The sequence below is a fragment of the Streptomyces aurantiacus JA 4570 genome (assembly GCF_000414115.1).
Classification (GTDB): domain Bacteria; phylum Actinomycetota; class Actinomycetes; order Streptomycetales; family Streptomycetaceae; genus Streptomyces; species Streptomyces aurantiacus_A.
In genome coordinates this window covers 23,797-49,870 of the sequence record NZ_AOPZ01000109.1, presented here as the reverse complement: position 1 = coordinate 49,870, position 26,074 = coordinate 23,797, and the positions used below count along the sequence as shown (strand labels likewise).

The window sequence follows — 26,074 nt, the reverse complement described above, 5'->3', positions numbered from 1 at the left end:
ATGGACCTCACTCGCGCCGCCGTGGCGGAGCTGCGCGCCCTGGAGCGGACCACCCTGACGCTGCACACCCCGCGCCATCCCGGCTGGCGCCCCGTCTTCCCGCTGGCTCACCTCGCCGAGCACCTGCTGGGGCGCGAACTCGGCCGCCTGCCCGGGCTGAGCGCCCTCACCGGTCACCTGCGCAAAGACGTGATCACCGTACGGTTCCTGCTGTCCCCGGCCGGGCGGGCCGGGCTCGACGTGGACCGGATAGTCGAGCTGGCCGACACCTCACCGGCCGACTTCGCCCAGGAGCAGCGGGTGCTCGCCGTCGAGGACGCGATCCTGCCGGAGGCCCTGCGCAGCGCGGGGCGGCTCCCGGCGTCGCTCGCGCGGTTCCGGGAGGAGTGGCGGCGTACGGAGCCGCGGCCGACGCTGGTCCGGCAGCCCTTCGTGTCGTCGCGTCTCGCGGAACTCCTGGATCCCGCGACTCCCCCGCCCCCGCCACCTGACCACACCGCGGCCGCCGGCGCCGGGACCGCGCGTGACGGAGGGACGGACGAACGACGGGAGCATGCCGAGGCGCTCGCGGCGGTACGCCGCAGGACCGGCGGGCAGGAGCCCGAACTGTTCCTGTGCGGCGGCCCGTTGGACCAGTACTGGGGCGCGACGTCGGTGCTGCTCGCCGGACTGTCCGCGTACCGCTCCGCGCTGTTCCGGCAGCTGCGGGAGGGGCCGCGGCCGGTGTACTGCCTGAAGCTGTTCGACTTTCCCTGGCGGAGCCGTCGCTACGTCGCCTGTGTCACGCGGCCCGCGGTGGGCCCCGCCGCCTTCCGCGCGGACATCGGGCCCCGCGCCGCCGAGATCGTACGGAATCTTGGCCCCGCCGACCTGCGCACCGTGCTGGCCGAGGGGCGCCTCGCCGTCCTCGACGAGTTCGTCTCCGTACTGGATCATCCGCCCCGGCGGGCGTGGGTGCCGCTGCTGGCGCGCCTCAACGGGTTCAGCGCGCGGCCCGCCGACCTCGCCCGGCCGGTGCTCGACTGTGCGGTCGGCGATCTCGCGCGCTGCCGTGACGCGTTCCTGGTCGCGTACACGAGAGAGCTCCGCCGTGACGCCTCGGAGCACAACGGCGAGGTGGCCAACGGCCAGGCGGACAAGGGCAAGGCTGCCAAGGAGAAGGAGGACGCCGCATGACCAGCGCCGCGTTCGCTCTCGTCGGCTTCGACCCCCGGCGCTCGGCCGTGCCGAAGGGTTCACGGCCCGAACACTTCGCAGGCGCCCGCCACCCGGTCGAGACGAGCGTGGGGGCCCTGCGTGACCGGCTCGCGGACCTCGCGGCGGCCGGCCGGACCGCCTGCGTGGTCGCCGTGCTGGACGCGGACGACACGATGGAAGCGGTGCGGCTGCGCGGCGCGCTCAACGAGGCCGTCCTCACCTCGGAATCCCTGCTCGTACCCTGTGTCGTCACCGACCCCTGGACGGCGTACGTCGGTCCCTGGATGAAGCCGCCCTCGACGCCCTGCCTCGGCTGCTTCGCACCGGCCCTGCTCCCCGCCGACGACGGCTTCCGGCTCGACGAGGTGCGTCACCCCCCGGCAGGTCCGGGGCGCGGCGCGCACGGGCGGGCTGCGGCGTCGGACGACGGTCCGGCCAAGCCCGACGAACTCGCGGCGCTGGCCCTGAGCGAGGCCCTCGGGACGCTGCGGCACGGCCTGGCGGGAAGTCCCGATCGGTCGATGTGGGGGCGCGTGCTGAGTCTGCGCCTGCGCGCGAACGGACGGGTCGTCAGGGAATCGTGGCGGGTCCCGAGGGATCCGGACTGCCGCTGGTGCGGCACTCCGGTCTGCGCGGGGGCGCCGCCCCTGCCCCGGCTGTCCCGGATTCTGCACGAGAACAGCAAGTTGCACGATCACTTCAGGGAACGGGACGCGATCAACAGCGCGTACGCGACCGAGCCCGCCCCGCACCTCTCCGGCGGCGCGACCGCCTCCGCCGACCGGGCCGCGGCAGCGCCTGGCACGGCGCACCCGCTGCCCGATGTCGGCGCGACCCGCTCGCTGCCCCTGGAGGAAGCGATCACCCGACGCCGGTCGCGCCGCCGCTTCGGCCTGTCGGAGCTGACCATGGACGAGCTGTCCGCCCTGCTGCACTACTCCGCGGGCGTCACCGGCTGGGCCACCACCACCGACGGCGGCAGTGTCCCGCTGCGGGCCGCTCCGTCGGGCGGCGCGCTGTACCCGCTGGACGTGTACGCGTACGCGCGCCGGGTCTCGGGGCTCCCGCGCGGGCTGTACCGCTACGACCCGCTCGCGCACGCCCTCGTCGGCACGGGCCGTCCGGCCGATGCCGGTGAGGCGCTGTCGGCGCACTCGGCCCACGGCGGTGTGCTCGACGACGCGGCCGTCGTCGTGCTTCTCGCCGCCTCGTTCCGGCGGGTCCAGGCGAAGTACCTGGAGCGCGGGTACCGGATCGCGCTGATGGAGGCCGGGCACATCGCGCAGAATCTCCAACTGGTCGCGGCGGCCCGGCAGTTGCGCGCCTGCGGGGTGACCGGCTTCGTCGACGACATCGTCAACGGCGTTCTCGGTGTGGCGCCCAGAGGGGAGTCCCAGGCCCTGTATCTGCTCGCCGTGGGCCGGGCGCCCGCGACCGCGACCGGCGCTCAGCCCTGAACGAGCCGCCGCCTGCGGTATTCGCGCGGCGACATGCCGTACGCGGCCCGGAAGGCCCGGCTGAAGTGAGCCGCGTCCGAGAAGCCCCACATGGACGCGATCGCGCCGATGGGCCGGGAACGCAACCGCAGGTCCGCCAGATCACGTCGGCAGCGTTCGAGCCGGCAGTATCTGATCCAGGCCGCGACGGCCATGTCATGGGTGTCGAACACCTGGTACAGGTAGCGCACGGAGATGTGGTGAGCCTCGGCGATCGACGTCGGTGACAACGTCGGGTCGGCCAGGTGGCCTTGGATGAAGGCGTCGATGCGCCGCCGCAGGAGGCAACGCCGCGAGTGTGCCGTCACCGTCACGGGCATCAGCGTGAACTGTCCGCCCCGGGCGAGCGCGAAGCCCTCCTCGCCTTCCCGGGGTTGCTCCAGTTTGATCAACAGACGCGAGAACACAACCGGCGCCCCCCGTATCCCCCGCACCTCTCACGTAAGACCGATGACGACATCGTCGTCCTCCTCCCTTCCCCCCTCGCCGCCACCGCGGCGGCGCCCTTCATTGCATTGTGCGTGCCACCGAACCTTTTATGGGAAATCGCTGCAATAGACCTGAACCAAACAGTTCCGGCAGACCGGAAGGATCTCCACCTCACGGAGCAAATGTTCCGTCGACGGGACGGGCCCGTGGCACACAGGGCCACACCCGCAACGGCCCCCTCCCCCGCAACGGAGACCAGCCCGGGTGATCACCGGCCGTTGGACTCGATCTCAAAGGTTGCGCACAAGTTGCACACATCCCCTCTTCATAACGGCCACGATGGTCTAGATTGACCGTGCTTCAGCTGCTCGGGCACGAGGCGTCCAATTCTTGGGGCCCGAGAGGGGGCCTTGGGTGCGGGGAGCACCCGAGATTTCTACGGGTTACCGCGCACCACAAGAGTGCTGGCAGGACCGGCGAGTCGCTGCCGTCAGGGTGGGTTGTTCAAACAGCGCTGAAACAGCCGGGATGTCATGCGCGGGGGGCCAGGGCCGCCCGAGGGGAGAAACGGCGCGGCGCGGGAGGCGGGGCCTCCCGAGGGGAGGAACAGCGCGGCGCGGGGGCGGAGCTCCCGCGGAACAGTGTGAGGCGAAAGCGTCGAACCACTGGCGACCTGGGGGGGTCCTGTGCAGCAGGGGGAATTAGTCAACCCGTTTCCGTCGGCGCGCGAGCGTCCGGCGAACGGGGCAATCAGCCGGCCGGCCATCGACTGGGAACAGCGGTACCGCCGTGCCGTGATCACCAGCGACACCGTGACCACCGCTTTTGTGGTGGCGGCGATCGGCACCTTCTTCGGGGCCCGGGACGCGGCCAACTGGCACGAGAAATGGGGAATTCTCGCCTTCGGCACCGAACTCCTTGTGCTGGGAGCGCTTGCGGTGAGCCGGTCGTGGGCGCCGGCCGTGCTCGGCCAGGGCGCCGAGGAATTCCGCAGGCTCGGACGCTCGCTGTTCACGGCGGCCGTCGTACTGGCGCTCGGCGGGATCGCCCTCACCTCGCGCAACATCAAGCTCTGGATCTTCGTCGCGATCCCCGCGATCGCGCTCATCACCATGACCGCGCGGTATCTGCTGCGCCTTCGGCTGCACAAACAGCGGAAGGAAGGGCGGTGCCTGAGACCGGTGCTCGCTGCCGGGAGCCCGGCCACCGTGCGCGACCTGATCAGCCGAGCCCGCAAGTTCCCGCACCTCGGCTGGCGAGTGGACGCGGTGTGCACGACGGACGGTCTCGGGCTCGACGGTGACCAACTGGACGGCGTGCCGGTCGTCGGCCGGCTGGCGGACGTCGCGGGCCACGTCCGCCGCGACGGCTACCGCGTCGTCGCGGTCACACCGGATCCGCACTGGTCACCGGACCGGCTGCAGCGGCTGGCCTGGAACCTCGAAGGCAGCGATGCCGAAATGGTCGTGGCCCCCGTGCTGATGGAGGTGGCAGGGCCGCGGCTGCACGTCGACGCGGTGCTCGGGATCCCGCTGCTGCGCGTCAGCATGCCGACCTTCACCGGAGGCCGCCGGGCGGTCAAAGAGGTCGTCGACCGGCTGGGCGCGGTGATCCTGCTGATGCTGTTCGCGCCGCTGATGGTGCTCGTCGCGCTGCTTGTCCTGGTGGACAGCCGGGGCGGGGCGCTCTACCGCCAGCGCAGAGTCGGTAAGGGCGGCCGCGAGTTCACGATTTTCAAGTTCCGCACCATGGTCGCCGGGGCCGACGGGGCACGCGCCGAGCTGGCCGACCGCAACGAGGGCGCGGGGCTGCTGTTCAAGCTCCGCCGGGATCCGCGGGTGACCCGGGTGGGAGCAGTGCTGCGCCGGTACTCGATCGACGAGCTCCCGCAGCTTCTCAACGTACTCACCGGATCGATGTCGCTCGTCGGCCCGCGGCCTCCGCTGCCGGAGGAGTCCGCCGCGTACGGCCCGGACATCCGCCGGCGGCTGCTCGTCAAGCCCGGGCTCACCGGCCTGTGGCAGATCAGCGGACGCAGCGACCTGGCCTGGGAGGAGGCGGTCCGGCTCGACCTGCGGTACGTGGAGGACTGGTCGCTCGCCCTGGACGCGGTGATCTTGTGGAAGACGCTGCGTGCGGTGTGCTACGGGCAGGGCGCCTACTGATGCGCGGGGGGCGCCGCCCGACCGGCGCGCGGACCGCAGGCCGAAAGGGCCTGCCTGGGGGGAGGGACGGGACATGAGAGTCAGCGTTTTCGGGCTCGGTTACGTGGGCTGCGTGTCGGCCGCGTGCCTGGCCGGCATGGGCCACGAGGTCATCGGGGTGGACGTGAACCAGGTGAAGGTCGACCTGGTCAACGACGGCAAGGCCCCGGTGGTCGAGGAGCGGATCGGCGAGCTCGTCGCCGAGGTCGTGCGGACCGGGGCGTTACGCGCCACCGGCGACGTCCGCGAGGCGATCACGAACAGTGACGTGTCGCTGATCTGCGTGGGTACGCCGTCGGAACCCAACGGCAGCCTGTGCACCACGTACTTGGAACGGGTCACCGAGCAGATCGGCGCCGCGCTGGCGGATCGTCGGCGCGGCGGGCGGCACACCGTAGTGTTCCGCAGCACCATGCTCCCGGGCACCGGCCTGAACCTACTGGTACCGATCCTGGAGAAGCACTTCGGCGGCACGGCCGGGGTGGACTTCGGGGTCGCGGTCAACCCGGAGTTCCTGCGCGAGGGCACGAGCGTGCGGGACTTCTTCGACCCGCCCAAGACCGTCATCGGCGAGCTCGATCCGGCGAGCGGCGACGTGGTGGCGGCGCTGTACGAGGGCCTGTCCGGCGAGGTGTTCCGGGTGCCGGTGCCGACGGCCGAGGCGATCAAGTACGCGGACAACGCGTTCCACGGCCTCAAGATCGGCTTCGCGAACGAGCTGGGCGCGGTGTGCCAGGCGCTCGGCGTGGACTCGCACCAGGTGATGGACGTGTTCCTGGCCGACCGCAAGCTGAACATCAGCTCCGCCTACCTGCGGCCCGGCTTCGCCTTCGGCGGCTCCTGCCTGCCCAAGGACCTGCGCAGCCTGGTCCACGCGGCGCGGCGGGCCGACGTCTCGGTGCCCATCCTCGCCCATGTGCTGCCCTCCAACTCCGACCATCTGCAGCGCGCGGTGGAGCTGGTCGAGCGCACCGGGAAGCGCCGGGTTGGGCTGTTCGGTCTCTCCTTCAAACCCGGCACCGACGACCTCCGCGAGAGCCCGCTCGTCGAGCTGGCGGAGAGACTCTTCGGCAAGGGCTACGACCTGAAGATCCACGACGCCAACGTGAGCCTGTCCCGTCTGATCGGTGCGAACCGCGAGTACATCGAGACCCGGCTGCCGCACCTCGCGCAGCTGCTCGCGGACTCCGTCGAGGAGGTCCTCGAGCACGCCGAGGTGTGCCTGGTCGGGACCAGGGATCCGGCCGTCCTCTCGGCGCTGCCCCATGGCGAAGGGCCAGTGATCGTCGACCTCATCCACCTACCCGACGCCGAGACGCGCCGGACTGAACCGGGGTACATGGGCCTTGCTTGGTAATGCAAAAGGCAGCGACCGGCAGCGCCGACGCGCGCTGATCCTGGTGGAGAACTTGTCCGTGCCGTTCGACCGGCGGGTGTGGCAGGAGTGCACCACGCTGCGCGACGCGGGCTGGGAAGTGCACGTCGTCTGCCCCCGGGGGAGCAAGCGGGACACGGAGCCGGAGGCGGAGATCGACGGGGTGCGGATCCACCGCTACCCGTTGCGCGCGGCCACCGGCGGTCCTGCCGGCTATCTGCGGGAGTACGGATCGGCGCTGTGGCACACGGCCCGCCTCGCCCGCAAGGTCGGCCCGGTCCACGTGGTCCACGCCTGCAACCCGCCCGACCTGCTGTTCCTGCCCGCCCGGTGGCTCACGCGACGCGGCGCGCGGTTCGTCTTCGACCAGCACGACCTGGTGCCCGAGCTGTACCTCTCCCGGTTCGACCGGGGCAAGGACCTGCTCTACCGCGCCGTGTGCGCCCTTGAACGGATGACCTACCGGGCCGCGGACATCGTGATCGCCACCAACGAGAGCTACCGGGACGTCGCGGTGAACCGTGGCGGCAAGAGACCGGAGGACGTCTTCGTGGTGCGCAGCGCACCCGACATCGACCGGTTCCACCCCGTACCGCCCGAGCCGGAGTTGAAGGGCGGCAAGCCTCATCTGCTGTGCTACCTGGGCGTCATGGGCCCGCAGGACGGCGTCGACTACGCCTTGCGTGCCCTCGCGAAACTGCGCGACGAGCTCGGACGGACCGACTGGCACGCGGTGTTCGTCGGCGCGGGCGACACCTTCGACGCGATGGTGGAGCTGTCCCGGCGGCTCGGGCTCTCGGAGCAGGTGCAGTTCACCGGCCGCGTCCCGGACGCCGACCTGGTGCGCTACCTGTCCACCGCCGACGTGTGCCTCTCCCCCGACCCGCGCAATCCGCTCAACGACGTGTCGACCATGAACAAGGTCCTGGAGTACATGGTGATGGGCCGGCCGATCGTCTCGTTCGACCTCCGGGAGGCACGCGTCTCCGCCGGTGACGCCGCCGTCTACGCGCCCGCCAACGACGAGGCCGAATTCGCCGCGCTCATCGCGCTGTTGCTGGACGATCCGGAGCAGCGGGCCCGGATGGGCAAGATCGGCCAGGAGCGGATCAGCGGCCAGCTCTCCTGGCGGAACTCGCAGGCGTCGCTGCTCGCCGCCTACGCCGCCGCCTGCCGTGACCACGCGCCGGTGTCGGCGGGCGGCCCGGTCCGGGCGAGGAGGCAGCGCCGTTGAGCGACGACACGATACGCCTGGTCACGATCGGGCGGATGCTCCGCCGGCGCTGGCGGCTCCTCGCCGTCCTCACCGTGGTGGGCGCGCTCGTCGGCTACGGCACCTCGCTGGTGTTTCCGCCGCGGTACACGACGTCGGCATCGGTACTGCTGCCGGGGCAGTGGGAGGAGCGCGAGCTGCTGACCCAGGCGGAGATAGCGGCCAGTTCGGCGGTGGTCGACCGCGCCGCCGCCGCCCTCGGCCCCGAGGTCAGCGGCACCGAGCTGCGGGACCGAGTGAGCGCCAAGGCCGCCGACGGGAACATCATCAAGATCTCGGGGACGGCCGACACCCCGGAGGGCGCGCAGCGGCTCTCCGACCAAGTCGCGCAGCAGTTCGTCGCCTTCGCCTCGCGGCTCGCGGGCGACACCACCGACCCCGAAGCGGCGGCCGGGCCCGAGACGCTGCGGAAGTTGGTGGTGCAGACCGGCCGCCGCATCACCGACATGGCCGAGGCGGCCGATCCGGGGCAGACCGTGGAGAGCGTGCAGGGCCGCACAGAGCTCGAGAAGTTGCGTACCGCGCTGCAGGAGGCCATGAAGAAGCTGGACCAGGCCGACCCGGCGGCCAACAAGGCCAACATGGTCGTCATGGGGCCGGCGGCCCGGCCGACCGGCGAGTCAGCGCCGACGCGGACGCAGCTCATCGCCGCCGGGGCCCTGTTGTTCTTCCTGTCCGCGGTCATCGGCCATCTCGCCGCCGCACGGGTGAGCCGCCGGCTGCGCACCGAACCTGAGATCGCCGCGGCGCTGGGCTCCATGCTCCTCGGCACCGTCGACGTCCCTGGTGAACGGCCCGCGCACCGGCCCGAGGGCCGTGGCCCGCGGGCCTGGATCCGCTGGCTCCTCGGCCTCGACACCCGGTGGGACGTACCGGCCCCGCAGCCGTCCGGCGGCGAGGCCGGCAGGCAGATCCGCTACCGACGGGTGTTCGCTCGCCTCCGGGACCAACTGCCGGCCCCCGGGCGGCTGCTGGTCGTCGTCCCGGACGGCGACGAGATCGCCCGCCGGGCGGCCGGGCAGCTCGTCGCCGAGGCCGAGAGCGATCCGACTCCGAGCTCTTCGCGCAGAGGAAACCCCGTGCTGCGGGTGGTGGGGGTTTCGGTGTCCCGGCCGCTGGTGCCGGACCGCGGCACCGAGTCCGGCGCCCTGGTCGTGCTCAGCGCGGGCAGCTGGACCGCCGGGGAACTCGCCGGCATCGCCGGGGCCTGTGCGGACGCGGGGCATGAGGTCGTCGGCATCGTCGTCGCCGGCCCGGTCCGGGCCCGTCCGACGCGGTCCCCCGGGCAGCCTCCGGACGAGGCCGCTCCGGCGCTCGCGGCGCGCGGCCACGCGACGGGAGGTTCGGTGTGACGACGAGCAAGACCGCGGAGTCGTCGGCCGCCGCTCCGCTGCTTGATCTGCAGGCACTGATGGCGGCCGTGCGCAGGCGCCGCCGCCTCTGGTGCGCCCTGGCGCTCCTTGGACTGCTGGCCGGCGCGGCGGTGGCGGTCCTGCGGCCGCCGCCGCCGAGCGCGGTGCCGCCGCCGCCGAGCGCGGTGACCAAGGTCCTTGTCGTGCATCAGGAGGACCAGCCGAACGACACCGGAACGCTGATCCGCACCGACGTCGAGCTGCTGGGCACCACGCGGATCGCCGACAAGGCCCTGCGGTCCCTCAACTCCCGGGAAAACCCTGAGGACTTCATGCGGGACTACCGGGGCACCGGCTTGACCAACAACCTGCTCCAGATCGATGTGACGGGTGCCAGCGAGACGGAAGCGGTGGCCCGGGCCAAGGCCCTCGCCGACGCGTTCGTCGCGGACCATGTGAAGCGGATGCGGGAAGCCGCGAACGCCGAGGCCAAGGCCCTGCGCGGCCAACGCGACCGAATGCGGGACGAGCTCGCCAAGGTCAACAAGGCGATCGGGGACAGATCGCCGGAGAGCGACCCGGAGGCGTCGGCGGGCATCGAGACGCTCTTCGCCCGCCGGGCCGAACTCACCTCGCGGATCACCGATTTCGACCAGCGCGCCGAGGAGGCGCGCATCGGCACGCCCAAGCTCATCGCCGGCACACAGATCGTGGACGCCCCGCGCGCGGTGCGGCACTCCCTGCCCAAGGCCGCTGTCACCGACGCCGCGATCGGGCTCCTCCTCGGACTCGTCCTCGGACTCGCGGTGGCCGCGGTCGGCGCGGTGGTGGCGGACCGCCCCGTGCTGCGCCGGGAGATCGCGGCGCACCTGGGCGCCTCGGTCATAGCGGAGCTGCGCCGCCCGCCCCGCGGGCCGGCCAGGCCCTGGCAGCGCCGACGGACCCGGGCGGCACGGGCAAGGCTCACCACGACCCTGGCCCGCACCGTGCGCGGCTCGACCGAACCGGTGTCGCTCCTTGAACTGGGCTGTGCGCGCAGCACGAGCGTGATCGCCCTGGACCTCGCCCGGGCACTGGCCGCGGAGGGGCCCGTGGTCGTCGTCGACGGCCTGCCCGGTCCGCAGCTCGCCAACAGCCGCCGGAACACCGGAGACCCGGAGGTGGTCAGTGGCGAGCATGCCGAGGGCGCCGCGCAGCAGGCGCGCCGGCTCGGCGTCGGCTCGGTCGCGCCCGGCACCGCGTGGACCGACCTCCAGTACCTCGGTGGCCGGACCGTGCTCGTCGTGCGTGCCGGGCACGGCAGCACCGCATGGCTGCACACCGTGGCACGGCAGCTCGCGGACCAGAGCATTCCGGTGATCGGTGTGGTGCTCATCGACCCCGATCCGCGTGACCGGACCGACGGCACGCTGTGGGACGGGACGCACATCGCGCTGCGGGGCCATAGCGGGCGGCCCGCCCGGCAGAACGGGACGGGCCGGCCGCGGACGGAGCGGCTGCCGATCCGGGCCGCACGAGTCCCGGACAGCGACGAGGAGGGGCGGTAGGACATGTGTGGCATCGCAGGTACGTATCAATGGCCGGACGGGAAGGTCGTGACCGACCGGCTCACCGACACCCTCACCCACCGCGGCCCGGACGGGGCGGGCCGGTACAGCCACCCCGCCGGTGACGGCGAAGTGCACCTCGGGCACCGCCGCCTCGCCATCATCGACCTGTCCGAGACCGGCGCCCAGCCGATGGTCTCGGGCGGCCTCGCCCTGACGTACAACGGCGAGCTGTACAACGCGCCCGAACTGCGGGCCGAGCTGGCGGCCGCCGGGGTGCGCTTCCGCGGTACCTCCGACACCGAGGTGCTGCTGGAGTCCTGGCGGCGCTGGGGCACCGACTGCCTGGCTCGGCTGCGCGGCATGTTCGCGTTCGGGATCTTCGACGAGCGAACCGGTGAACTGGTCCTTGCCCGCGACCAGTTGGGCATCAAGCCGCTGTTCCTGCTCCGGCGCGGCGCGGGTGTGGTGTTCGCCTCCGAGCTCAAGGCGCTCGCCGCCGCCACCGGTGGGTCGTTGCAGGTGGACCACGCGGCGCTGGTGGCCTCGCTGCTGTACTACTGGGTGCCGGACTCGCGCTGCGCGTTCCGCGAGGCGGAGAAGCTGCCGCCGGGGAGCTGGCTGCGGTTCCGGCCCGGCGGGCGGGTGGACCGCGGCCGGTTCTGGCACCTGAAGGACGTCGCCGCCGAGGGCCGGGAGCGGGCCCGGGCAGGCGAGCAGCCGGACCTGGCCGCCGTCGTCGAGGAGTCGACCCGACGGCATCTGCTCTCCGACGTACCCGTGGCGACCTTCCTCTCCGGCGGTCTCGACTCCAGCTATCTGACCGCCCTCGCGGCCCGCGACCGACCCGGGATCTCCGCCTACACGATCGGGTTCCGCGCCGAGGACGCCAAATTCGAGGCGATGCCCGACGACCTGCGCTACGCCCGGCAGGTGGCCGAGCGGTTCGGGGTCGACCTGCACGAGATCGAGATCGCCCCGAACGTGCTCGACCTGCTGCCGCAGATGACGTACCACCTGGACGAGCCGATCGGCGACCCCGCGGCGATCAACACGTTCCTGATCTGCGAGGCCGCCCGGGAGGCCGGGGTGAAGGTGATGCTCTCGGGGATGGGCGCCGACGAGCTGTTCGCCGGGTACCGCAAGCACCTGGCCAACCTGCTCGCGCTGCGCTACCAGCGCGTCCCGCGGCCGCTGCGGCGCGGCCTGTCCGGGGTGGTGGACCGGCTGCCGGTCGCCTCGGCCCGCCGCGGGTACCGGTCGGTGCGCTTCGCGAAGCGGTTCCTGTCCTTCGCCGAGCTGCCGGAGGAGACCGCGTTCCGGCGCAGCTACACCATGTACGACCAGGAGGAGCTGCTCGCCCTGATCGATCCGGACCTGGCCGGGACGGTCGACGACGTGCTGACCGAGCACGCGGACATCTACGAGGACAACGACCTCGATGACCCTGCCGACTTCGTCAACCGCATGTGCCTGGGCGACGCCCGGATGTTCCTGCCGGGCCTGAACCTCGCCTACACGGACCGCTCCAGCATGGCCGCGTCGACCGAGGTGCGGGTGCCGTACGTGGACGTCGAGGTGGTCAAGGCGGCGTTCGCCGTGCCCGGCGATCGCAAGATCGTCGGACGGCAGGGCAAGGCCGTCCTGAAGGAGGCGGCGTCCTCGATCCTGCCCCGGGAGATCGTGTACCGGCCCAAGGGCCTGTTCAGCGCCCCGCTGCGTGCCTGGATGAGCCGGGATCTGGCGCCGCTGGTGCGTGAGGTGGTGCACGACGGCGTGCTCGTCAATTCCGGGTTCCTGCGCCGCGACGCGCTGGCGCGGATGGTCGCCGAGGACGCCGCCGGGCAGCGGGACTTCTCCAAGCATCTGTGGCATGTGCTGACCCTCGAGTACTGGTATCGCGGCGCGACCTCTGGCTCCGGCCAGAGCCAGGCGGCTTGACGACGTGGAAACAGCAGGCGGCTTGACGGCGTGGAAACAAGAGGAGCTCGGGTGAAACAGGTTGTGCAGAACTACAAGAGCGGCGAGCTGGCGGTGCTCGACGTGCCGGTGCCGGGGTGCAAGCCGGGCGGCGTGCTGGTCCGCAGCGCCTACTCGCTGATATCCACCGGGACCGAGCTCATGAAGGTGTCCGAGGCGGGCATGTCGATGGTGGGCAAGGCCCGCTCCCGTCCCGACCAGGTGGCCAAGGTCATGCAGAGCGTGGCCACCAACGGGGTGCCCGCCACCTACCGCAAGGTGATGGGCAAGCTGGACTCGTACACGCCGCTGGGCTACTCGCTGTGCGGGGTGGTCGAGCGGGTCGGCACCGGGATCGACGATGTGAAGGTCGGCGACCTGGTGGCCTGCGCGGGCAATGAGCACGCGCTGCACGCCGAGTTGAACTGGGTGCCGAAGAACCTCTACGCCCCGGTGCCCGACGGCCTCGCGCCACGGCACGCGGCCTTCGGCACCGTGGGGTCGATCGCGATGCAGGGCGTCCGCCGCGGCGAGCCGCAACTCGGCGACGTGGCGCTGGTCATCGGTCTCGGGCTGATCGGGCAGCTGGTGGTGCAGCTCCTTGGCGCTTCGGGAGTCCGCGTCGTCGGGGTCGACCCCGACCCGGTGCGCTGCGAGCTCGCCGCGCGCCTGGGCGCCGCGGCCTGCGGCGATCCCGCGTCCGCGGCCGTGGAAACCGCCGTCGCCGAGCTCACCGACGGTCACGGCGTGGACCAGGTGTACTTGGCCGCCGGTGGCGGCAGCAACCAGCCCGTCGAGCTGGCCGCCCGGCTCTGCCGGGACCGCGGCCGGGTCGTCGACATCGGCAAGTGCCGCCTGGACCTGCCGTGGAACGCGTACTACGAGAAAGAGCTCGACGTCCGCTTCTCCCGCTCGTACGGCCCCGGGCGCTACGACCCGGAGTACGAGCTGGAGGGGCGGGACTACCCGATCGGCTACGTGCGCTGGACGGAGCGCCGCAACCTGGCGTGCTTCCTCGATCTCGTCGCCCGCGGCCGCGTCGACGTGGAGCCCCTGGTCTCCCACGTCGCCGACTTCGACGACGCCGTCGAGACGTACCGGCGCCTGAAGGACGGCGAGCTGAAGGCCGTGGCCGTGCTGTTCCGGTATCCCGAGTACGAGGCCGACGCGGAGGCCCCGGCGGTGGCCGTGCCCGCCGTGCGACGCAGCGGCGGCACACCCGTCGGGCCCGCCAAGTCGCAGGTGCGGCTGGCGTTCATCGGCGCGGGCAATTACGCGACATCGATGCTGCTGCCGCATCTGACAGGGCGCGACGGCGTCGACCTGTCCACCGTGGTCACCACCACCGCGCTCTCCGGGGTCAACGCCCAGCGGAAGTTCGGCTTCGCCGAGGCCACCACCGACCTCGACGCCGTGCTCGGGGACTCGTCCATCGACGCGGTGTTCGTGGTCACCCGGCACAGCTCGCACGCCGAGCTGACGCGGCAGGCGCTGCTGGCCGGCAAGGCCGTCTTCGTGGAGAAGCCGCTCGCCCTCACCGAGGACGAGCTGGCCGGCGTCCTGGCCGCGGTGGAGGAGTCCGGCAACGACCGGATACAGGTGGGCTTCAACCGCCGGTTCGCGCCGCTGCTGCGGGAGGCCAGGAAGCGGTTCGGCGCCAGGAGCGGACCGGCGAGCCTGCGCTATCTGGTCAACGCGGGCCGTCTCGACCACGGCAGCTGGTATCTGCGGCAGGGCACCGAGGGCACCCGGTTCGCCGGCGAGGGCGGGCACTTCATCGACACCGCGAGCTGGCTGCTCGGGGCCGACCCGGTATCGGTGTACGCGACCGCCACCGCCGGCGGCGACGACCTGCAGATCGTGCTGCGCTACCCGGACGGGTCCACCGCCACCCTCAGCTACGTCACCACCGGCTCGCCCGGCTTCCCCAAGGAGACCCTCGACCTCATCGCGGACGGCAAGGTGCTGCGGCTCGACGACTTCGTCCGGGCCTCGGTGTACGCGGGGAAGCGGTGGGTCAGCTCGCGGCTGCCCAAGGCCCGGGACAAGGGCCAGGAGGCCGAACTGGCCGCGTTCGTCAAGGCCGTGCGGACCGGCGGGCCGATGCCGGTGCCGCTGGAGTCGCTGGTCGCCACCACGACGGCCACCCTCGCCGTGCGGGCCGCCCTGGCCGGCGGGGCGCCGGTGACGTTGGCGAGGGCGCGATGACGGTGAGCTCGACGAGTGCGGGCTGGTACCTGCGGCGGCTCTCCCGGATGGGACCGCGGGAGGTCGGCGGCCGGGTGGGCGACGCGGTGCGCAGGCGGCGGTGGCGGTCGGCGCCGCCGGACTGCCCGGGCGTCACCGGCGCCCGGTTCACCGCGGTACTGCCCGCCGGGACGATCGCCGCGGTGCCGTCGGACGCCGCGAAACGTCTCGTCGCCGAGGCCGACCGGCTGATGGCCGGGCACGCCGAGTACTTCGGGGTGGTCCGCGACGACCTGGCCGACCCGGACTGGTGGTACGACCCGAAGACCGGGCGCCGGGCGCCGTGGGGCTACGCCTTCGGCGTGCCGTACCGGAACGAGGACGCGGTCGGGGACATCAAGCAGATCTGGGAGCTGTCCCGGCATCAGTACCTGACCGTGCTCGCCGCCGCCTACGCGATCACCGGGGACGACCGGTACGCGGAGCGGGTGGCCGAGCACCTGCGGTCGTGGTGGGCGGCCAACGCGCCGCTGCGCGGGGCGCACTGGATCAGCGGCATCGAGCTGGGGATCCGTCTCCTTTCCTGGGTGTGGGTCCGCAGGCTGCTCGACGGCTGGCCGGGCGCGGCCGGTCTTTTCGAGGGCAACCCGGTGGCGCTGAACCAGATCTGGCACCACCAGCGCTGGCTGGCCGCCTTCCCCAGCCGGGGGTCCTCGGCGAACAACCACGTCATCGCCGAGGCCGCGGGGCAGTTCGCGGCGGCCTGCGCGTTCGCGTGGTTCCCCGCCTCGGCGCGTTGGCGGGCCGACTCGCTGCGGTCGCTGGAGCGGCACCTGCGCGGCAACACCTTCGACTCCGGCCTCAACCGCGAGCTGGCCACCGAGTACCACGGCCTTGTCCTTGAGCTCGGCCTGGCCGCGGTGGCCGAGGCGGATGCCGCCGCCGTGCCGGTCCCCGCGCCGATCCGGCTGACGCTGCTGCGGATGACCGACGCGCTCGCGGCCGTCGTGGACAACCGGTTGCGGCCGCCGCGCCAGGGGGACGCCGACGACGGGCACGGTCTGGTCCTGGACGGCGCGGGCACCGACCGCTGGGCCTCGCTCCTCGCCACCGGGGACGCCGTGTTCGGCCGGCTCGACTGGTGGCCGACGGTGACCGGCACCGATGTGCGCACCCCGCTGCTCGCCGCACTCATCCGGCCGTACGCGAAAGAGGGCACCGCACCGGCCGTGACCCGCCCGGCGAGCCGGCCGGGCCACTTCGCCGACGCGGGCATGACCATCCTGCGCGGTCCGGCGGAGATCTGGTGCCGCTGCGACGGCGGGCCGCACGGCTTCCTGTCCATCGCCGCGCACGCCCACGCGGACGCGCTGTCCGTGGAGGTCCGGCACGACGGGGTCGACGTGCTCACCGACCCGGGGACGTTCTGCTACCACGGGCAGCCCGAGTGGCGGCAGTACTTCCGGTCGACCCTCGGCCACAACACCCTGCAGCTGGACGGCGCCGACCAGTCCGTCTCCGGCGGCCCGTTCCTGTGGACCCGGCACGCCCGCAGCCGCGTCCTGGTCGCGGACCCGTCCGGCGCCTCCGACGGGGGGACGGCCCACTGGTGTGCCGAGCACGACGGCTACCCACGCTCCGTACACCGCCGCCGGGTGGAACTGACCGCAGAGAGCCAGGAGTTGAGGGTGGTCGACGAGGTGCGCGGCCCGCGCCGGGCCGCACGCCTGGCGTTCCATCTCGGCCCGGCCATCACCGCGCACCTGGTGGGGAACCGGGCCGTGCTCACGTGGTCCCGGGACGGCGATGACCGCTCCGCGGTGCTCCACCTGCCGGGGCAGCTGCGCTGGCAGGCGCATCGCGGCGAGACCGACCCGCCACTGGGCTGGTACTCCCCCGGCTTCGGGCGCAAGGAACCCACCACCACGCTCGTCGGCACCGGATTCGCCGACAGCGCCGAGGGGTTCACCACCGTACTCAGGTTCCGCGGCTAGAGGGGGGGGACGCGTGGGGATCAAGAGGCGGCACTCGGCGTTGCTGGCGCTGGTCCTGCTGGCGGCGACCGGCTGTGACAGCACGCCGGGCGCCCCGGCGGAGTCGACCGGTGCGCCCTCCACGTCCCCCGCCCGGTCCGTCGCCCGGGTGTGCGCCCACCCTGCGGCCGGGCCCGCGAAGGCCCCGGCGGGCGCGGTGACGGTCGACCCCAAGGTGGCCGGCGACCTGGCCGCGAAGACCAAGAGCAGCCCCCCGAACACCACGTTCTGGCTCCGGCCGGGCAAGCACCGGCTCGCGCCGGACCGCTTCGCCCAGATCACCCCCAAGAAGGGGAACCGCTACGTCGGCGCGCCGGGCGCGGTGCTCGACGGCCGGAAGACCAACCAGTACGCGTTCGGCGGCGCCGCCCGCGACGTCACCATCCGCCACCTGACCGTGCAGGGATTCGTCGCGCCGCACAACGAGGGCGTGGTCAACCATGACTCGGCCGACGGGTGGGTGATCGAGCACGCGACGATCCAGAAGAACTCCGGCGCCGGGCTGATGGCCGGTGCCCGCCAGCGGGTCCGCGCCAGCTGCCTGCGCGGCAACGGGCAGTACGGCATGAACGCGTACAAGGGCACCGGTCCCCTCCGCGGCCTGGTGGTCACCGGCAACGAGATCGTGGGCAACAACACCGACGACTGGGAGCGGCGGCGGGAGGGCTGCGGCTGCACCGGAGGCGTCAAGTTCTGGGCCGTCGACGGCGCCGACGTCCGCGGGAACTGGGTGCACGGCAACCGCGGAGCCGGGCTGTGGGCGGACACCAACAACAACGACTTCCGCATCGAGAACAACGTGATCGAGGCCAACGACGGCGCCGCGCTGATCTACGAGACCAGCTACAACGCGGTCATCCGGAAGAACATGATCCGGCGGAACAACTGGGTCGAGGGCCGCAGGTACGCCGACCGCGACGACAGCTTCCCGCTCGCGACCGTGTACGTGTCCGAGTCGGGCGGCGAACCACGGATCCGAGCCCGCACGGACAAGATCGAGATCTACGGGAACGTGCTGGAGAACAACTGGAACGGAATCACCCTGTGGGAAAACGCCGACCGGTTCTGCAACAGCCCGGCCAACACCTCCTCCGGCGACTGCACGTTGCTGGTACGGGACTCCGACCGCTGCGCGCGGCCGGCGATCGCTTCCGCGCCGCTGTACGCCGACTGCCGGTGGAAGACCCAGCGGGTGGACATCCGCGCCAACCGCTTCGTCCTGGACACGTCCGTCGTCGGCTGCACGGTGAAGTGCGACCGCATGGGGGTGCTCGCCAACTACGGCACCTATCCGGACTGGTCGCCGTACCAGGGCGAGCGGGTGGCCGAGGCGATCACCCGCAAGCAGCACAACCGCTGGCGCGACAACGTCTACATCGGGCCGTGGAAGTTCGTCGCCCACGACCCGAGCCGGGTGCTCGACTTCGTGCAGTGGCAGAACACGCCGTACCAGCAGGACACGGGCAGCACCCTCGACCCGCGGGACGGTGGTTGAGATGGGCGGGGACCTGAGGCCCGGTGGGCTGCCGGGCGGACCCGACACGGCGGGCACCCGGCCCGGCGACGGACCGCGTCCCGCCGGCACGCCGAAGGCCGTCGGGGTGGTCTGGGGGTTGCTGGTCCTCAACACGCTCGGCTCCGCCGGGGCGAAGACCATCGTCCCGCTGCCCCGCTCCCTCATCCAGCTGGTCACCATGGGCGCGCTGGTCGCCGCGTTCGCGCTGGCGCTGGCACTCAATCTCCGGCTGCGCATCCGGCCCGGTGCCTTCGTGTTCCTGCTCACCCTGCTGCTCGTGCCGAGCGTGATCTCCAGCGCGACCCTGGAGTCCGGGTTCGGCGCGCTGTTCCGCTGCGCCCGGCTGGCTCTCTTCGTCGGCACGCTGTGGCTGCTCAGCCGCTGGTGGGACGGCGGCCTGACGTTCGTACGGCACCACATCAGGATGTACTTCGCGGTGCTCGGGTCGGTGGCCGCCGGCGCGATCATCTCTCCGGGCGCGGCCCTGCCCGACCTCTACGGCGGACGCCTCGTCGGCGCGTTGTGGCCGCTCACCCCGCCCCAGATCGGACAGTACGCCGCGGTGATCATCGGGCTCACCGTGCTGCTCGTGCTGGGCCGCCGGACCGACAGGGCCAGTGCGGCGGCGGTCATCGTGCCGGCGCTCGTCCTGCTCGCGTTGACCCATACCCGTACGGCCACGCTCGGCCTGCTCATCGGCCTTGCGTTGGCGATCGGTTCGCTCGTCCTGACCAGCGCCGCCGCCCGCCGGTTCTTCGCGTGGGCGGTGCTGGGCGCCGTGGTGGCGGTGGTGGGGTTCGGCGCCGCGGTGCAGGCGTGGTTCCTGCGCGGACAGAGCCAGGAGTACTTCACCAGCCTCACCGGTCGGGAAAAGGTCTGGGACGCCCTCCTTGCAGCCCCCCGGACGACCTCGGAGCAGGTGTTCGGCACGGGTCTGGGCGACAAGTCGTTCGGCGGGCTGCCGATCGACAACAGCTGGCTGGCCGTCTACCACGAACAGGGTCTGCTCGGCGTCGCCCTCGTGGCGACGGTCATCGCCGTCCTTGCCGGCGTCGCGTTGCTGCGGCCACCGTCGCTCTCGAGGGCCTGCGCGATCTTCCTGATCAGCTACTGCGCCATCGCGTCGTACACCGAGGCGGGACTTGGTGACGCCTCGCCGTATCTGCTGCATCTGGCCGTGGCCGCCTCGCTCCTCGCGGCACCTGCCGCGGCCGCGCCCCTCCCCACGCCCGAAGTCCCCCGACGACGTATCCCGCGCTGGGCCCGCAGCAGATCGGAGGTGACCTGAGCATGCACATCCTCGTGGTGCACAACCGCTACGCCTCGGCGCAGCCGAGCGGCGAGAACAAGGTCGTCGACCAGGAGGTGGGGCTGCTGCGCGCGGCCGGCCACCGGGTCGAGGTGTTCGAGCGGCGCAGCGACGACATCGCCGCCCGGTCCCTGCTCGGCAAGGCCGCGGTGCCGCTGCTCGTGCCGTGGAACCCGGCGGTCCGCGCGGAGCTCGCCGCCCGGCTCCGCGCCGAGCGGCCGGACGTGGTGCACGTCCACAACGTCTTCCCGCTCCTGTCGCCCGCGGTGCTCGCCGCGTGCGCCGACGCCGGCGTGCCCGCCGTCGCCACGCTGCACAACTACGCCCAGGTCTGCCCGCCGGGCACGCTGCAGCGGGACGGCCGGCCGTGCACCGAGTGCGTCGGGACCGCGCCGCTGCCCGCCGTCCGGCACGGCTGCTACCGGGGCTCCCGCCTGGCGACGGTGCCGCTCGCGGTCAGCCTGTCGGTCAACCGGCGGCGGTGGTGGTCCGGCGTGGAGCGGTTCTTCTGCATCTCCGCGGCCCAGCGCGACGTCCTGGTGCGGGCCGGCATGCCCGCCGAACGCCTAGCGGTGAAGCACAACTTCGTGCCGGAGCCGGGCACCCGCCGAGCGGGCGGGGGCGAACATCTGCTCTATCTCGGCCGGCTCGCGGAGGCCAAGGGCGTGCGGCTGCTCATGGCCGCGTGGGACGAGATCGCGGCGGACGGCGGTGTGGGCGTGCCGCTCGTGATCGCGGGCGCGGGGCCGCTGGAGTCGGAGGTGACCGCCTGGGCGGCGGGCCGGGACGACGTGCGGTACGTCGGCCTGTACGACACCGCCGAGTGCCGGCAGGCCGTCGCGCGGTCGGTCGCCGTCGTGGCGCCCTCGACGTGGCTGGAGACGTTCGGCCTGGTGGTCGTGGAGGCGATGGCGGCCGGGGTCCCGGCCGTCGCCGCCCGGCACGGCGCCTTCGTCGAACTCGTCGAGGACGGGGTGACGGGGCTGCTGCACCGGCCGGGCGAGATGGCCTCGCTCGCGGAGTGCCTGCGCCGGATCACGGCCGAGCCGGTCCGCAACCGGGAGCTGGGCGAGGCGGCCCGGCGCCGTTACGAGCAGGGGTTCAGCCCGGCCGTCGGCCTTGAGCGCCTGCTGGAGGGATACCGCACCGCGATCGCGGGTCGGACGGAATTAATGGGGGGCAATATGGGGGGCAACACATGACACGATGCCGACTCTGCGGCTCGGCGGCGCTGGCGAGCGTCGTCGATCTGGGGGCGACCCCGCCGTGCGAGAGTTTCCTCGCCGCGGACCAACTGGACGAGCCGGAGCCCGCGTACCCGCTGCATCTGCGGGTCTGCACCGACTGCTGGCTCGCGCAGATACCGCCGCTGATCAAGCCGGAGGAGACGTTCACGGAGTACGCGTACTTCTCCTCCTACTCGACCTCCTGGGTGGAGCACGCGCGCACCTTCGTCGCCGACGCCGTACAGAGGCTCGCTCTCGGCCCCGGGGACAAGGGCGCCTTCGTGGTCGAGGTCGCGAGCAACGACGGGTACCTGCTGAGCCACATGGTGGACCGCGGGATCCGCTGCCTCGGCATCGAGCCGTCGGTGAACGTCGGCGCCGCGGCGCGGGACGCGGGTGTGCCCACGCTGACGGAGTTCCTGAGCCCGGACACCGGCTCGGCCGTCCGTGCCGAGCACGGCCCGGCGGATCTGGTCGTGGCCAACAACGTGTACGCGCACATACCCGACGTGGTCGGGTTCACCCAGGGGCTGCGCGCCCTGGTCGCCGACGACGGCTGGGTCTCCATCGAGGTGCAGCACCTGCTGACCCTGATCGAGGAGAACCAGTACGACACGATCTACCACGAGCACTTCCAGTACTACACGGTCGCGTCCGCGGCCCGGGCCCTCGCGAGCGGTGGACTCGCGCTCGTGGACGTCGAGTTGCTGCCCACGCACGGCGGCTCCATCAGGCTGTGGGCCCGGCCTGCCGAGGCGGCCGGTGAGCCGAGTCGCCGGGTGGCCGACGTGCTGGCCCGGGAGAAGGCCGCCGGGCTGCAGGAGCTGTCCGGGTACACCGAGTTCTCCGCCCGCGTCGCCAAGGTGCGCAGGGACCTCCTCAAGTTCCTCATCGAGGCGGCCGAACGCGGCGAGACGGTCGTCGGCTACGGCGCACCCGGCAAGGGCAACACCCTCCTCAACCACTGCGGCATCCGGCCCGACCTGCTCCCGTACACGGTCGACCGCAACCCCTACAAGCACGGCAGGTTCACCCCGGGCACCCGCGTCCCGATCCTGCCGCCCGAGCAGATAGCCGCCGACAAACCGGACTACGTCCTCGTCCTGCCGTGGAACCTGCGGGCCGAGCTGACGGAGCAACTGTCCTTCGTGCACGCCTGGGGCGGCCGGCTTGTCTTTCCCGTCCCGGAACTGAGCATCGTCGAGGTCGCGTCTGGAAAGGGCACAGCATGAAGGTCGTTCTGTTCTGCGGCGGTTACGGGATGCGGATGCGGAGCGGTACCGCAGACGACGTGCCCAAGCCGATGGCGATGGTCGGCCCGCGACCGCTGATCTGGCACGTCATGCGCTACTACGCGCACTTCGGGCACACGGAGTTCATCCTGTGCCTCGGGTACGGGGCCCACCACATCAAGAACTTCTTCCTCAACTACGAGGAGACGACGTCCAACGACTTCGTACTGAGAGGCGGGCGGACCGAGCTCCTGTCCACCGACATCTCGGACTGGACGATCACGTTCGCGCAGACCGGCGTCGAGTCACCGATCGGTGAGCGGCTGCGCCGGGTGCGCCACCACCTGGACGGCGACGAGATGTTCCTCGCCAACTACGCCGACGTGCTCACCGACGCCCCGCTGTCGGAGATGATCGACCGGTTCGCGGGGCGCGACGCGGGTGCGTCGATGATGGTGGTGCCGCCGCAGTCGTCGTTCCACTGCGTGGAGTTGGGCGAGGACGGCCTGGTGGGCGGCATCACCGCCGTGAGCGAGCTGCCGCTGTGGGAGAACGGCGGCTACTTCGTACTCCGCCAGGAGGTCTTCGACCACATACCGGAGAACGGGGACCTGGTCGCCGACGGATGTGCCCAACTGGCCAAGCGGGGACGCCTTGTGGCGCACCAGCACCGCGGCTTCTGGAAGCCGACCGACACCGTGAAGGAGCGGGCCGCGCTCGACGCCGCCTACGCCCGGGGAGACCGCCCGTGGGCCGTGTGGGAACGCGACGCCGCCGCGGTGGGCACCGCGTGATCCGGCTCGGGGCCGGACCCCTGAACCGGATCGTTGCGGTGGGCGCGCACTGCGACGACATCGCCATCGGCGCCGGCGGCACGCTCCTCACGATGTGCCTCGCGCGGCCGGGCATCCGCGTCGACGCGCTGGTGCTCTCCGGCGGTGGCAGCGAGCGGGAGCAGGAGGAGCAGGCCGCGCTCGCCGCCTTCTGCCCGGGCGCCGACCTGCGGCTGACCGTGCTCAAGCTGCCGGACGGCCGGATGCCCGTGCACTGGGACGAGGCCAAGGCCGCGGTCGAGGAACTGCGCGGGCAGACCGAGCCGGATCTGATCCTGGCCCCGCGTACCGATGACGCGCACCAGGATCACCGCGGCCTGGCGAAGCTCATACCCACCGCGTTCCGCGACCACTTGGTGCTCGGCTACGAGATCGTCAAATGGGACGGCGACCTCGGCCGCCCGGCGGCGTACCAGCCGCTGTCGCCGGAGATCGCCGAACAGAAGGTGCGGCTGCTGCAGGAGCACTACCCCTCGCAGCGGCACCGGCCCTGGTACGACCGGGAGGCGTTCCTCGGCCTCGCGCGGATCCGCGGCATCGAATGCCACGCGCGCTACGCCGAGGCGTTCGCCGCCACCAAACTCACTCTCGATCTGGGGGACTGAACCTTGCGCGTGCTGCTGACCGGACACCAGGGCTACCTGGGCACCGTGATGGCCCCGGTCCTCGCGGCCGCCGGGCACGAGATCGTCGGTCTGGACGCCGGCCTGTTCGCCGACTGCGTCCTCGGCCCGCCGCCCGCGGACCCGCCGGGGCACCGGGTGGACCTGCGCGACGTCACGGCCGACCACGTGGCCGGGGTGGACGCCGTGATCCACCTGGCCGCCCTGTCCAACGACCCGCTGGGCTCACTGGCGCCGGAGCTTACGTACGACATCAACCACCACGCGTCCGTACGCCTCGCCCGGCTGGCCCGGGAGGCCGGGGTGCGGCGCTTCCTGTACGCGTCGACCTGCTCCGTCTACGGCGCCGCAGGCGGTGACGACCTGGTGACCGAGGACGCCCCGCTGCGCCCGGTGACGCCGTACGCGGAGTCCAAGGTGCGGGTGGAGGACGATCTGCACGCGCTGGCCGACGGCGACTTCAGCCCGGTGTTCATGCGCAACGCCACCGCCTTCGGCCACTCGCCCCGGCTGCGCGCCGACATCGTGCTGAACAACCTGGTGGGCCACGCGCTCCTGTCCGGCGAGGTCCTCGTGCTCTCCGACGGCACCCCCTGGCGCCCGCTGGTGCACGCCGCCGACATCGCACGGGCCTTCGCGGCCGCGCTGACCGCGCCGCGCGAGGCGGTGCACGACCGGGCGTTCAACATCGGCAGCGAGGTCAACAACGTCACGGTCGCCGAGATCGCCGAGCAGGTCGCCGAGGCGGTGTCCGGCTCGAAGGTGGTGATCACCGGGGAGACCGGCGCCGATCCACGGTCCTACCGGGTGGACTTCTCCCGGTTCCGCGCCGCGGCGGAAGGCTTCGACTGCGAGTGGACGGTGAAGCAGGGCGCGCTCGAACTCGCCGACGCCTACCGGACGTTCGGGCTGACGCGGGAGGACTTCGAGCGGCGCTTCACCCGCCTTGCCGTGCTGCGGGCGGCGTCCGACGCCGGCGCCGTCGACGACACCCTGCGGTGGCGCCGATGACCGAGGCCGGCGAGGGGATGTACGACCTGGTGGAGCGGATGTACCCGCTCTGCCGGAGCATCACGGGCGACGGGGTCCGCGCCACCCTGGACATCGTCGGCGAGTACATCCCGCTCCAGGTGCAGGAGGTGCCGACCGGTACGCAGGTGCTGGACTGGACGGTGCCCCAGGAGTGGAACATCCGCGACGCGTACATCGCCGACGCCTCGGGCCGCCGCGTCGTCGACTTCGCCGCGTCCAGCCTGCACGTGCTCGGCTACAGCGTGCCGGTGTCGGCGACCATGCCGCTGGCCGAGCTGCGCGAACATCTGCACACTCTGCCGGACCACCCGTCCTGGGTGCCGTACCGCACCAGCTACTACAAGCCGGAGTGGGGCTTCTGCCTCTCCCAAGAGACGCTGGACGCGATGCCGGACGGCGATTATGAGGTCCGCATCGACTCCACCCTCGCGGACGGCCACCTCACCTACGCCGAGCACGTCGTCCCCGGCCAGGTCCCCGACGAAGTGATCGTCTCCTGCCACGTCTGCCACCCGTCGCTGGCCAACGACAACCTGGCAGGCATCGCCGTGGCGACGTTCCTGGCCCGGGCGCTGGCGGAGCGGACGCCGTACTACACCTACCGGTTCATCTTCGCGCCCGGCACCATCGGGGCGATCACCTGGCTGGCCCGCAACGCCGAGCGGATCGAACACGTCAAGCACGGGCTTGTGCTCGCCTGCGCGGGCGACTCGGGGCAACTGACGTACAAACAGAGCAGGCGCGGCGACGCGGAGATCGACCGGGTGCTGCGGCACGTGCTCGCCGCGTCCGAACGCCCGCACCACGTCACCGAGTTCACGCCGTACGGCTACGACGAGCGGCAGTACTGCTCGCCCGGGTTCGATCTCGGCGTGGGCTCGCTCAGCCGGACCCCGTACGCCGGCTATCCCGAGTACCACACCTCGGCGGACAACCTGGACTTCGTCTCCCCGGGGGCGATGGCGGACACGCTCGCCGTCTGCCGCGAGGCGTTCGCCGTGCTCGACCGCAACAGGCGGTACGTCAACCTCAGTCCGTACGGCGAACCACAGCTGGGCAGGCGTGGGTTGTACGACGCGCTCGGCGGACGCAGCGACACCAAGCAGGCCCAGATGGCCATGCTCTGGGTGCTCAACCTGTCCGACGGCGGGCACAGCCTGCTTGACGTCGCCGAGCGGTCCGGGCTGCCGTTCGACACGGTCGCCGCCGCGGCCGACGCCCTGGGCGCCGCCGGGCTGATCAAGGCGTGAC

19 protein-coding genes are annotated in these 26,074 nt (G+C 72.1%); 18 read left to right on the top strand and 1 reads right to left on the bottom strand.

The annotated features are described in order from the left end of the window. On the top strand, nucleotides 1-1,176 hold the full coding sequence (locus tag STRAU_RS13125; protein ID WP_158692067.1) for a hypothetical protein: 1,176 nt from the start codon (nucleotides 1-3) through the stop codon (nucleotides 1,174-1,176). After that, nucleotides 1,173-2,654 carry a SagB family peptide dehydrogenase gene (locus STRAU_RS39000; RefSeq protein WP_016640782.1) on the top strand — a complete coding sequence of 494 codons (1,482 nt, stop codon included), beginning with the start codon at nucleotides 1,173-1,175 and terminating at the stop codon, nucleotides 2,652-2,654. Before STRAU_RS13125 ends, STRAU_RS39000 begins: the two co-directional genes overlap by 4 nt. Here the strand turns inward: STRAU_RS39000 and STRAU_RS13115 are convergent. Further along, the gene (locus STRAU_RS13115) at nucleotides 2,645-3,100 is read right to left on the bottom strand and encodes a helix-turn-helix domain-containing protein (protein ID WP_016640781.1); all 456 of its coding nucleotides are present in this window, start codon (nucleotides 3,098-3,100) and stop codon (nucleotides 2,645-2,647) included. The genes STRAU_RS39000 and STRAU_RS13115 overlap by 10 nt on opposite strands. Nucleotides 3,101-3,808: 708 nt before the next feature. Between STRAU_RS13115 and STRAU_RS13110 the strand changes: the two genes are divergently transcribed. The 16 genes from STRAU_RS13110 (at nucleotide 3,809) to STRAU_RS13035 (ending at nucleotide 26,073) form a co-directional block, all read left to right on the top strand. Then, nucleotides 3,809-5,287, top strand: a complete 1,479-nt coding sequence (locus STRAU_RS13110; RefSeq protein ID WP_037659057.1) for a sugar transferase — start codon at nucleotides 3,809-3,811, stop codon at nucleotides 5,285-5,287. A 73-nt stretch (nucleotides 5,288-5,360) separates the two neighbouring features. After that, a complete protein-coding gene (locus STRAU_RS13105; protein ID WP_037659054.1) occupies nucleotides 5,361-6,683 on the top strand; it encodes a nucleotide sugar dehydrogenase in 1,323 nt (440 codons plus the stop codon). Continuing rightward, nucleotides 6,673-7,935: a glycosyltransferase family 4 protein gene (locus STRAU_RS13100; RefSeq protein ID WP_037659050.1), complete on the top strand. Its 1,263-nt coding sequence runs from the start codon at nucleotides 6,673-6,675 to the stop codon at nucleotides 7,933-7,935. Before STRAU_RS13105 ends, STRAU_RS13100 begins: the two co-directional genes overlap by 11 nt. Continuing rightward, complete coding sequence (locus tag STRAU_RS13095) at nucleotides 7,932-9,326, top strand: Wzz/FepE/Etk N-terminal domain-containing protein (RefSeq protein ID WP_016640777.1); 1,395 nt, start codon at nucleotides 7,932-7,934, stop codon at nucleotides 9,324-9,326. The genes STRAU_RS13100 and STRAU_RS13095 overlap by 4 nt, the downstream gene beginning before the upstream one ends. After that, nucleotides 9,323-10,873 (top strand): Wzz/FepE/Etk N-terminal domain-containing protein, encoded by a 1,551-nt coding sequence (locus STRAU_RS13090; protein WP_016640776.1) that lies wholly within the window; start codon nucleotides 9,323-9,325, stop codon nucleotides 10,871-10,873. The genes STRAU_RS13095 and STRAU_RS13090 overlap by 4 nt, the downstream gene beginning before the upstream one ends. A 3-nt stretch (nucleotides 10,874-10,876) precedes the next feature. After that, a complete protein-coding gene (asnB, locus tag STRAU_RS13085; protein ID WP_037659048.1) occupies nucleotides 10,877-12,814 on the top strand; it encodes an asparagine synthase (glutamine-hydrolyzing) in 1,938 nt (645 codons plus the stop codon). Nucleotides 12,815-12,865: 51 nt separating this feature from the next. After that, on the top strand, nucleotides 12,866-15,040 hold the full coding sequence (locus tag STRAU_RS13080) for a bi-domain-containing oxidoreductase (RefSeq protein WP_037659045.1): 2,175 nt from the start codon (nucleotides 12,866-12,868) through the stop codon (nucleotides 15,038-15,040). Next, nucleotides 15,037-17,013: an alginate lyase family protein gene (locus STRAU_RS13075; protein ID WP_016640773.1), complete on the top strand. Its 1,977-nt coding sequence runs from the start codon at nucleotides 15,037-15,039 to the stop codon at nucleotides 17,011-17,013. The genes STRAU_RS13080 and STRAU_RS13075 overlap by 4 nt, the downstream gene beginning before the upstream one ends. Before the next feature lie 13 nt (nucleotides 17,014-17,026). Further along, nucleotides 17,027-18,547, top strand: coding sequence for a right-handed parallel beta-helix repeat-containing protein (locus STRAU_RS13070; RefSeq protein WP_016640772.1), 1,521 nt, complete (start codon nucleotides 17,027-17,029; stop codon nucleotides 18,545-18,547). A gap of 1 nt (nucleotide 18,548) precedes the next feature. After that, complete coding sequence (locus STRAU_RS13065) at nucleotides 18,549-19,856, top strand: hypothetical protein (protein ID WP_016640771.1); 1,308 nt, start codon at nucleotides 18,549-18,551, stop codon at nucleotides 19,854-19,856. 2 nt (nucleotides 19,857-19,858) lie between these two features. Then, the gene (locus STRAU_RS13060; protein WP_016640770.1) at nucleotides 19,859-21,079 is read left to right on the top strand and encodes a glycosyltransferase; all 1,221 of its coding nucleotides are present in this window, start codon (nucleotides 19,859-19,861) and stop codon (nucleotides 21,077-21,079) included. Then, on the top strand, nucleotides 21,076-22,335 hold the full coding sequence (locus STRAU_RS13055; protein ID WP_016640769.1) for a class I SAM-dependent methyltransferase: 1,260 nt from the start codon (nucleotides 21,076-21,078) through the stop codon (nucleotides 22,333-22,335). The genes STRAU_RS13060 and STRAU_RS13055 overlap by 4 nt, the downstream gene beginning before the upstream one ends. After that, nucleotides 22,332-23,129 (top strand): sugar phosphate nucleotidyltransferase, encoded by a 798-nt coding sequence (locus STRAU_RS13050; protein ID WP_016640768.1) that lies wholly within the window; start codon nucleotides 22,332-22,334, stop codon nucleotides 23,127-23,129. The genes STRAU_RS13055 and STRAU_RS13050 overlap by 4 nt, the downstream gene beginning before the upstream one ends. Next, a complete protein-coding gene (locus STRAU_RS13045; RefSeq protein WP_037659043.1) occupies nucleotides 23,126-23,773 on the top strand; it encodes a PIG-L deacetylase family protein in 648 nt (215 codons plus the stop codon). Before STRAU_RS13050 ends, STRAU_RS13045 begins: the two co-directional genes overlap by 4 nt. 3 nt (nucleotides 23,774-23,776) lie before the next feature. After that, nucleotides 23,777-24,802, top strand: a complete 1,026-nt coding sequence (locus tag STRAU_RS13040; protein WP_037659041.1) for an NAD-dependent epimerase/dehydratase family protein — start codon at nucleotides 23,777-23,779, stop codon at nucleotides 24,800-24,802. Continuing rightward, nucleotides 24,799-26,073, top strand: a complete 1,275-nt coding sequence (locus STRAU_RS13035; protein ID WP_016640765.1) for a DUF4910 domain-containing protein — start codon at nucleotides 24,799-24,801, stop codon at nucleotides 26,071-26,073. Before STRAU_RS13040 ends, STRAU_RS13035 begins: the two co-directional genes overlap by 4 nt. Nucleotide 26,074: the final 1 nt, after the last annotated feature.

Excerpts from the sequence above, each read along its gene's own strand:
- STRAU_RS13125 (WP_158692067.1), top strand. The coding sequence starts at position 1 with ATGGACCTCACTCGCGCCGCCGTGGCGGAGCTGCGCGCCCTGGAGCGG.
- STRAU_RS13105 (WP_037659054.1), top strand. The coding sequence starts at position 5,361 with ATGAGAGTCAGCGTTTTCGGGCTCGGTTACGTGGGCTGCGTGTCGGCC.
- STRAU_RS13065 (WP_016640771.1), top strand. The coding sequence starts at position 18,549 with ATGGGCGGGGACCTGAGGCCCGGTGGGCTGCCGGGCGGACCCGACACG.
- STRAU_RS13035 (WP_016640765.1), top strand. The coding sequence starts at position 24,799 with ATGACCGAGGCCGGCGAGGGGATGTACGACCTGGTGGAGCGGATGTAC.
- STRAU_RS13060 (WP_016640770.1), top strand. The coding sequence starts at position 19,859 with ATGCACATCCTCGTGGTGCACAACCGCTACGCCTCGGCGCAGCCGAGC.
- STRAU_RS39000 (WP_016640782.1), top strand. The coding sequence starts at position 1,173 with ATGACCAGCGCCGCGTTCGCTCTCGTCGGCTTCGACCCCCGGCGCTCG.
- STRAU_RS13075 (WP_016640773.1), top strand. The coding sequence starts at position 15,037 with ATGACGGTGAGCTCGACGAGTGCGGGCTGGTACCTGCGGCGGCTCTCC.
- asnB (WP_037659048.1), top strand. The coding sequence starts at position 10,877 with ATGTGTGGCATCGCAGGTACGTATCAATGGCCGGACGGGAAGGTCGTG.
- STRAU_RS13055 (WP_016640769.1), top strand. The coding sequence starts at position 21,076 with ATGACACGATGCCGACTCTGCGGCTCGGCGGCGCTGGCGAGCGTCGTC.
- STRAU_RS13050 (WP_016640768.1), top strand. The coding sequence starts at position 22,332 with ATGAAGGTCGTTCTGTTCTGCGGCGGTTACGGGATGCGGATGCGGAGC.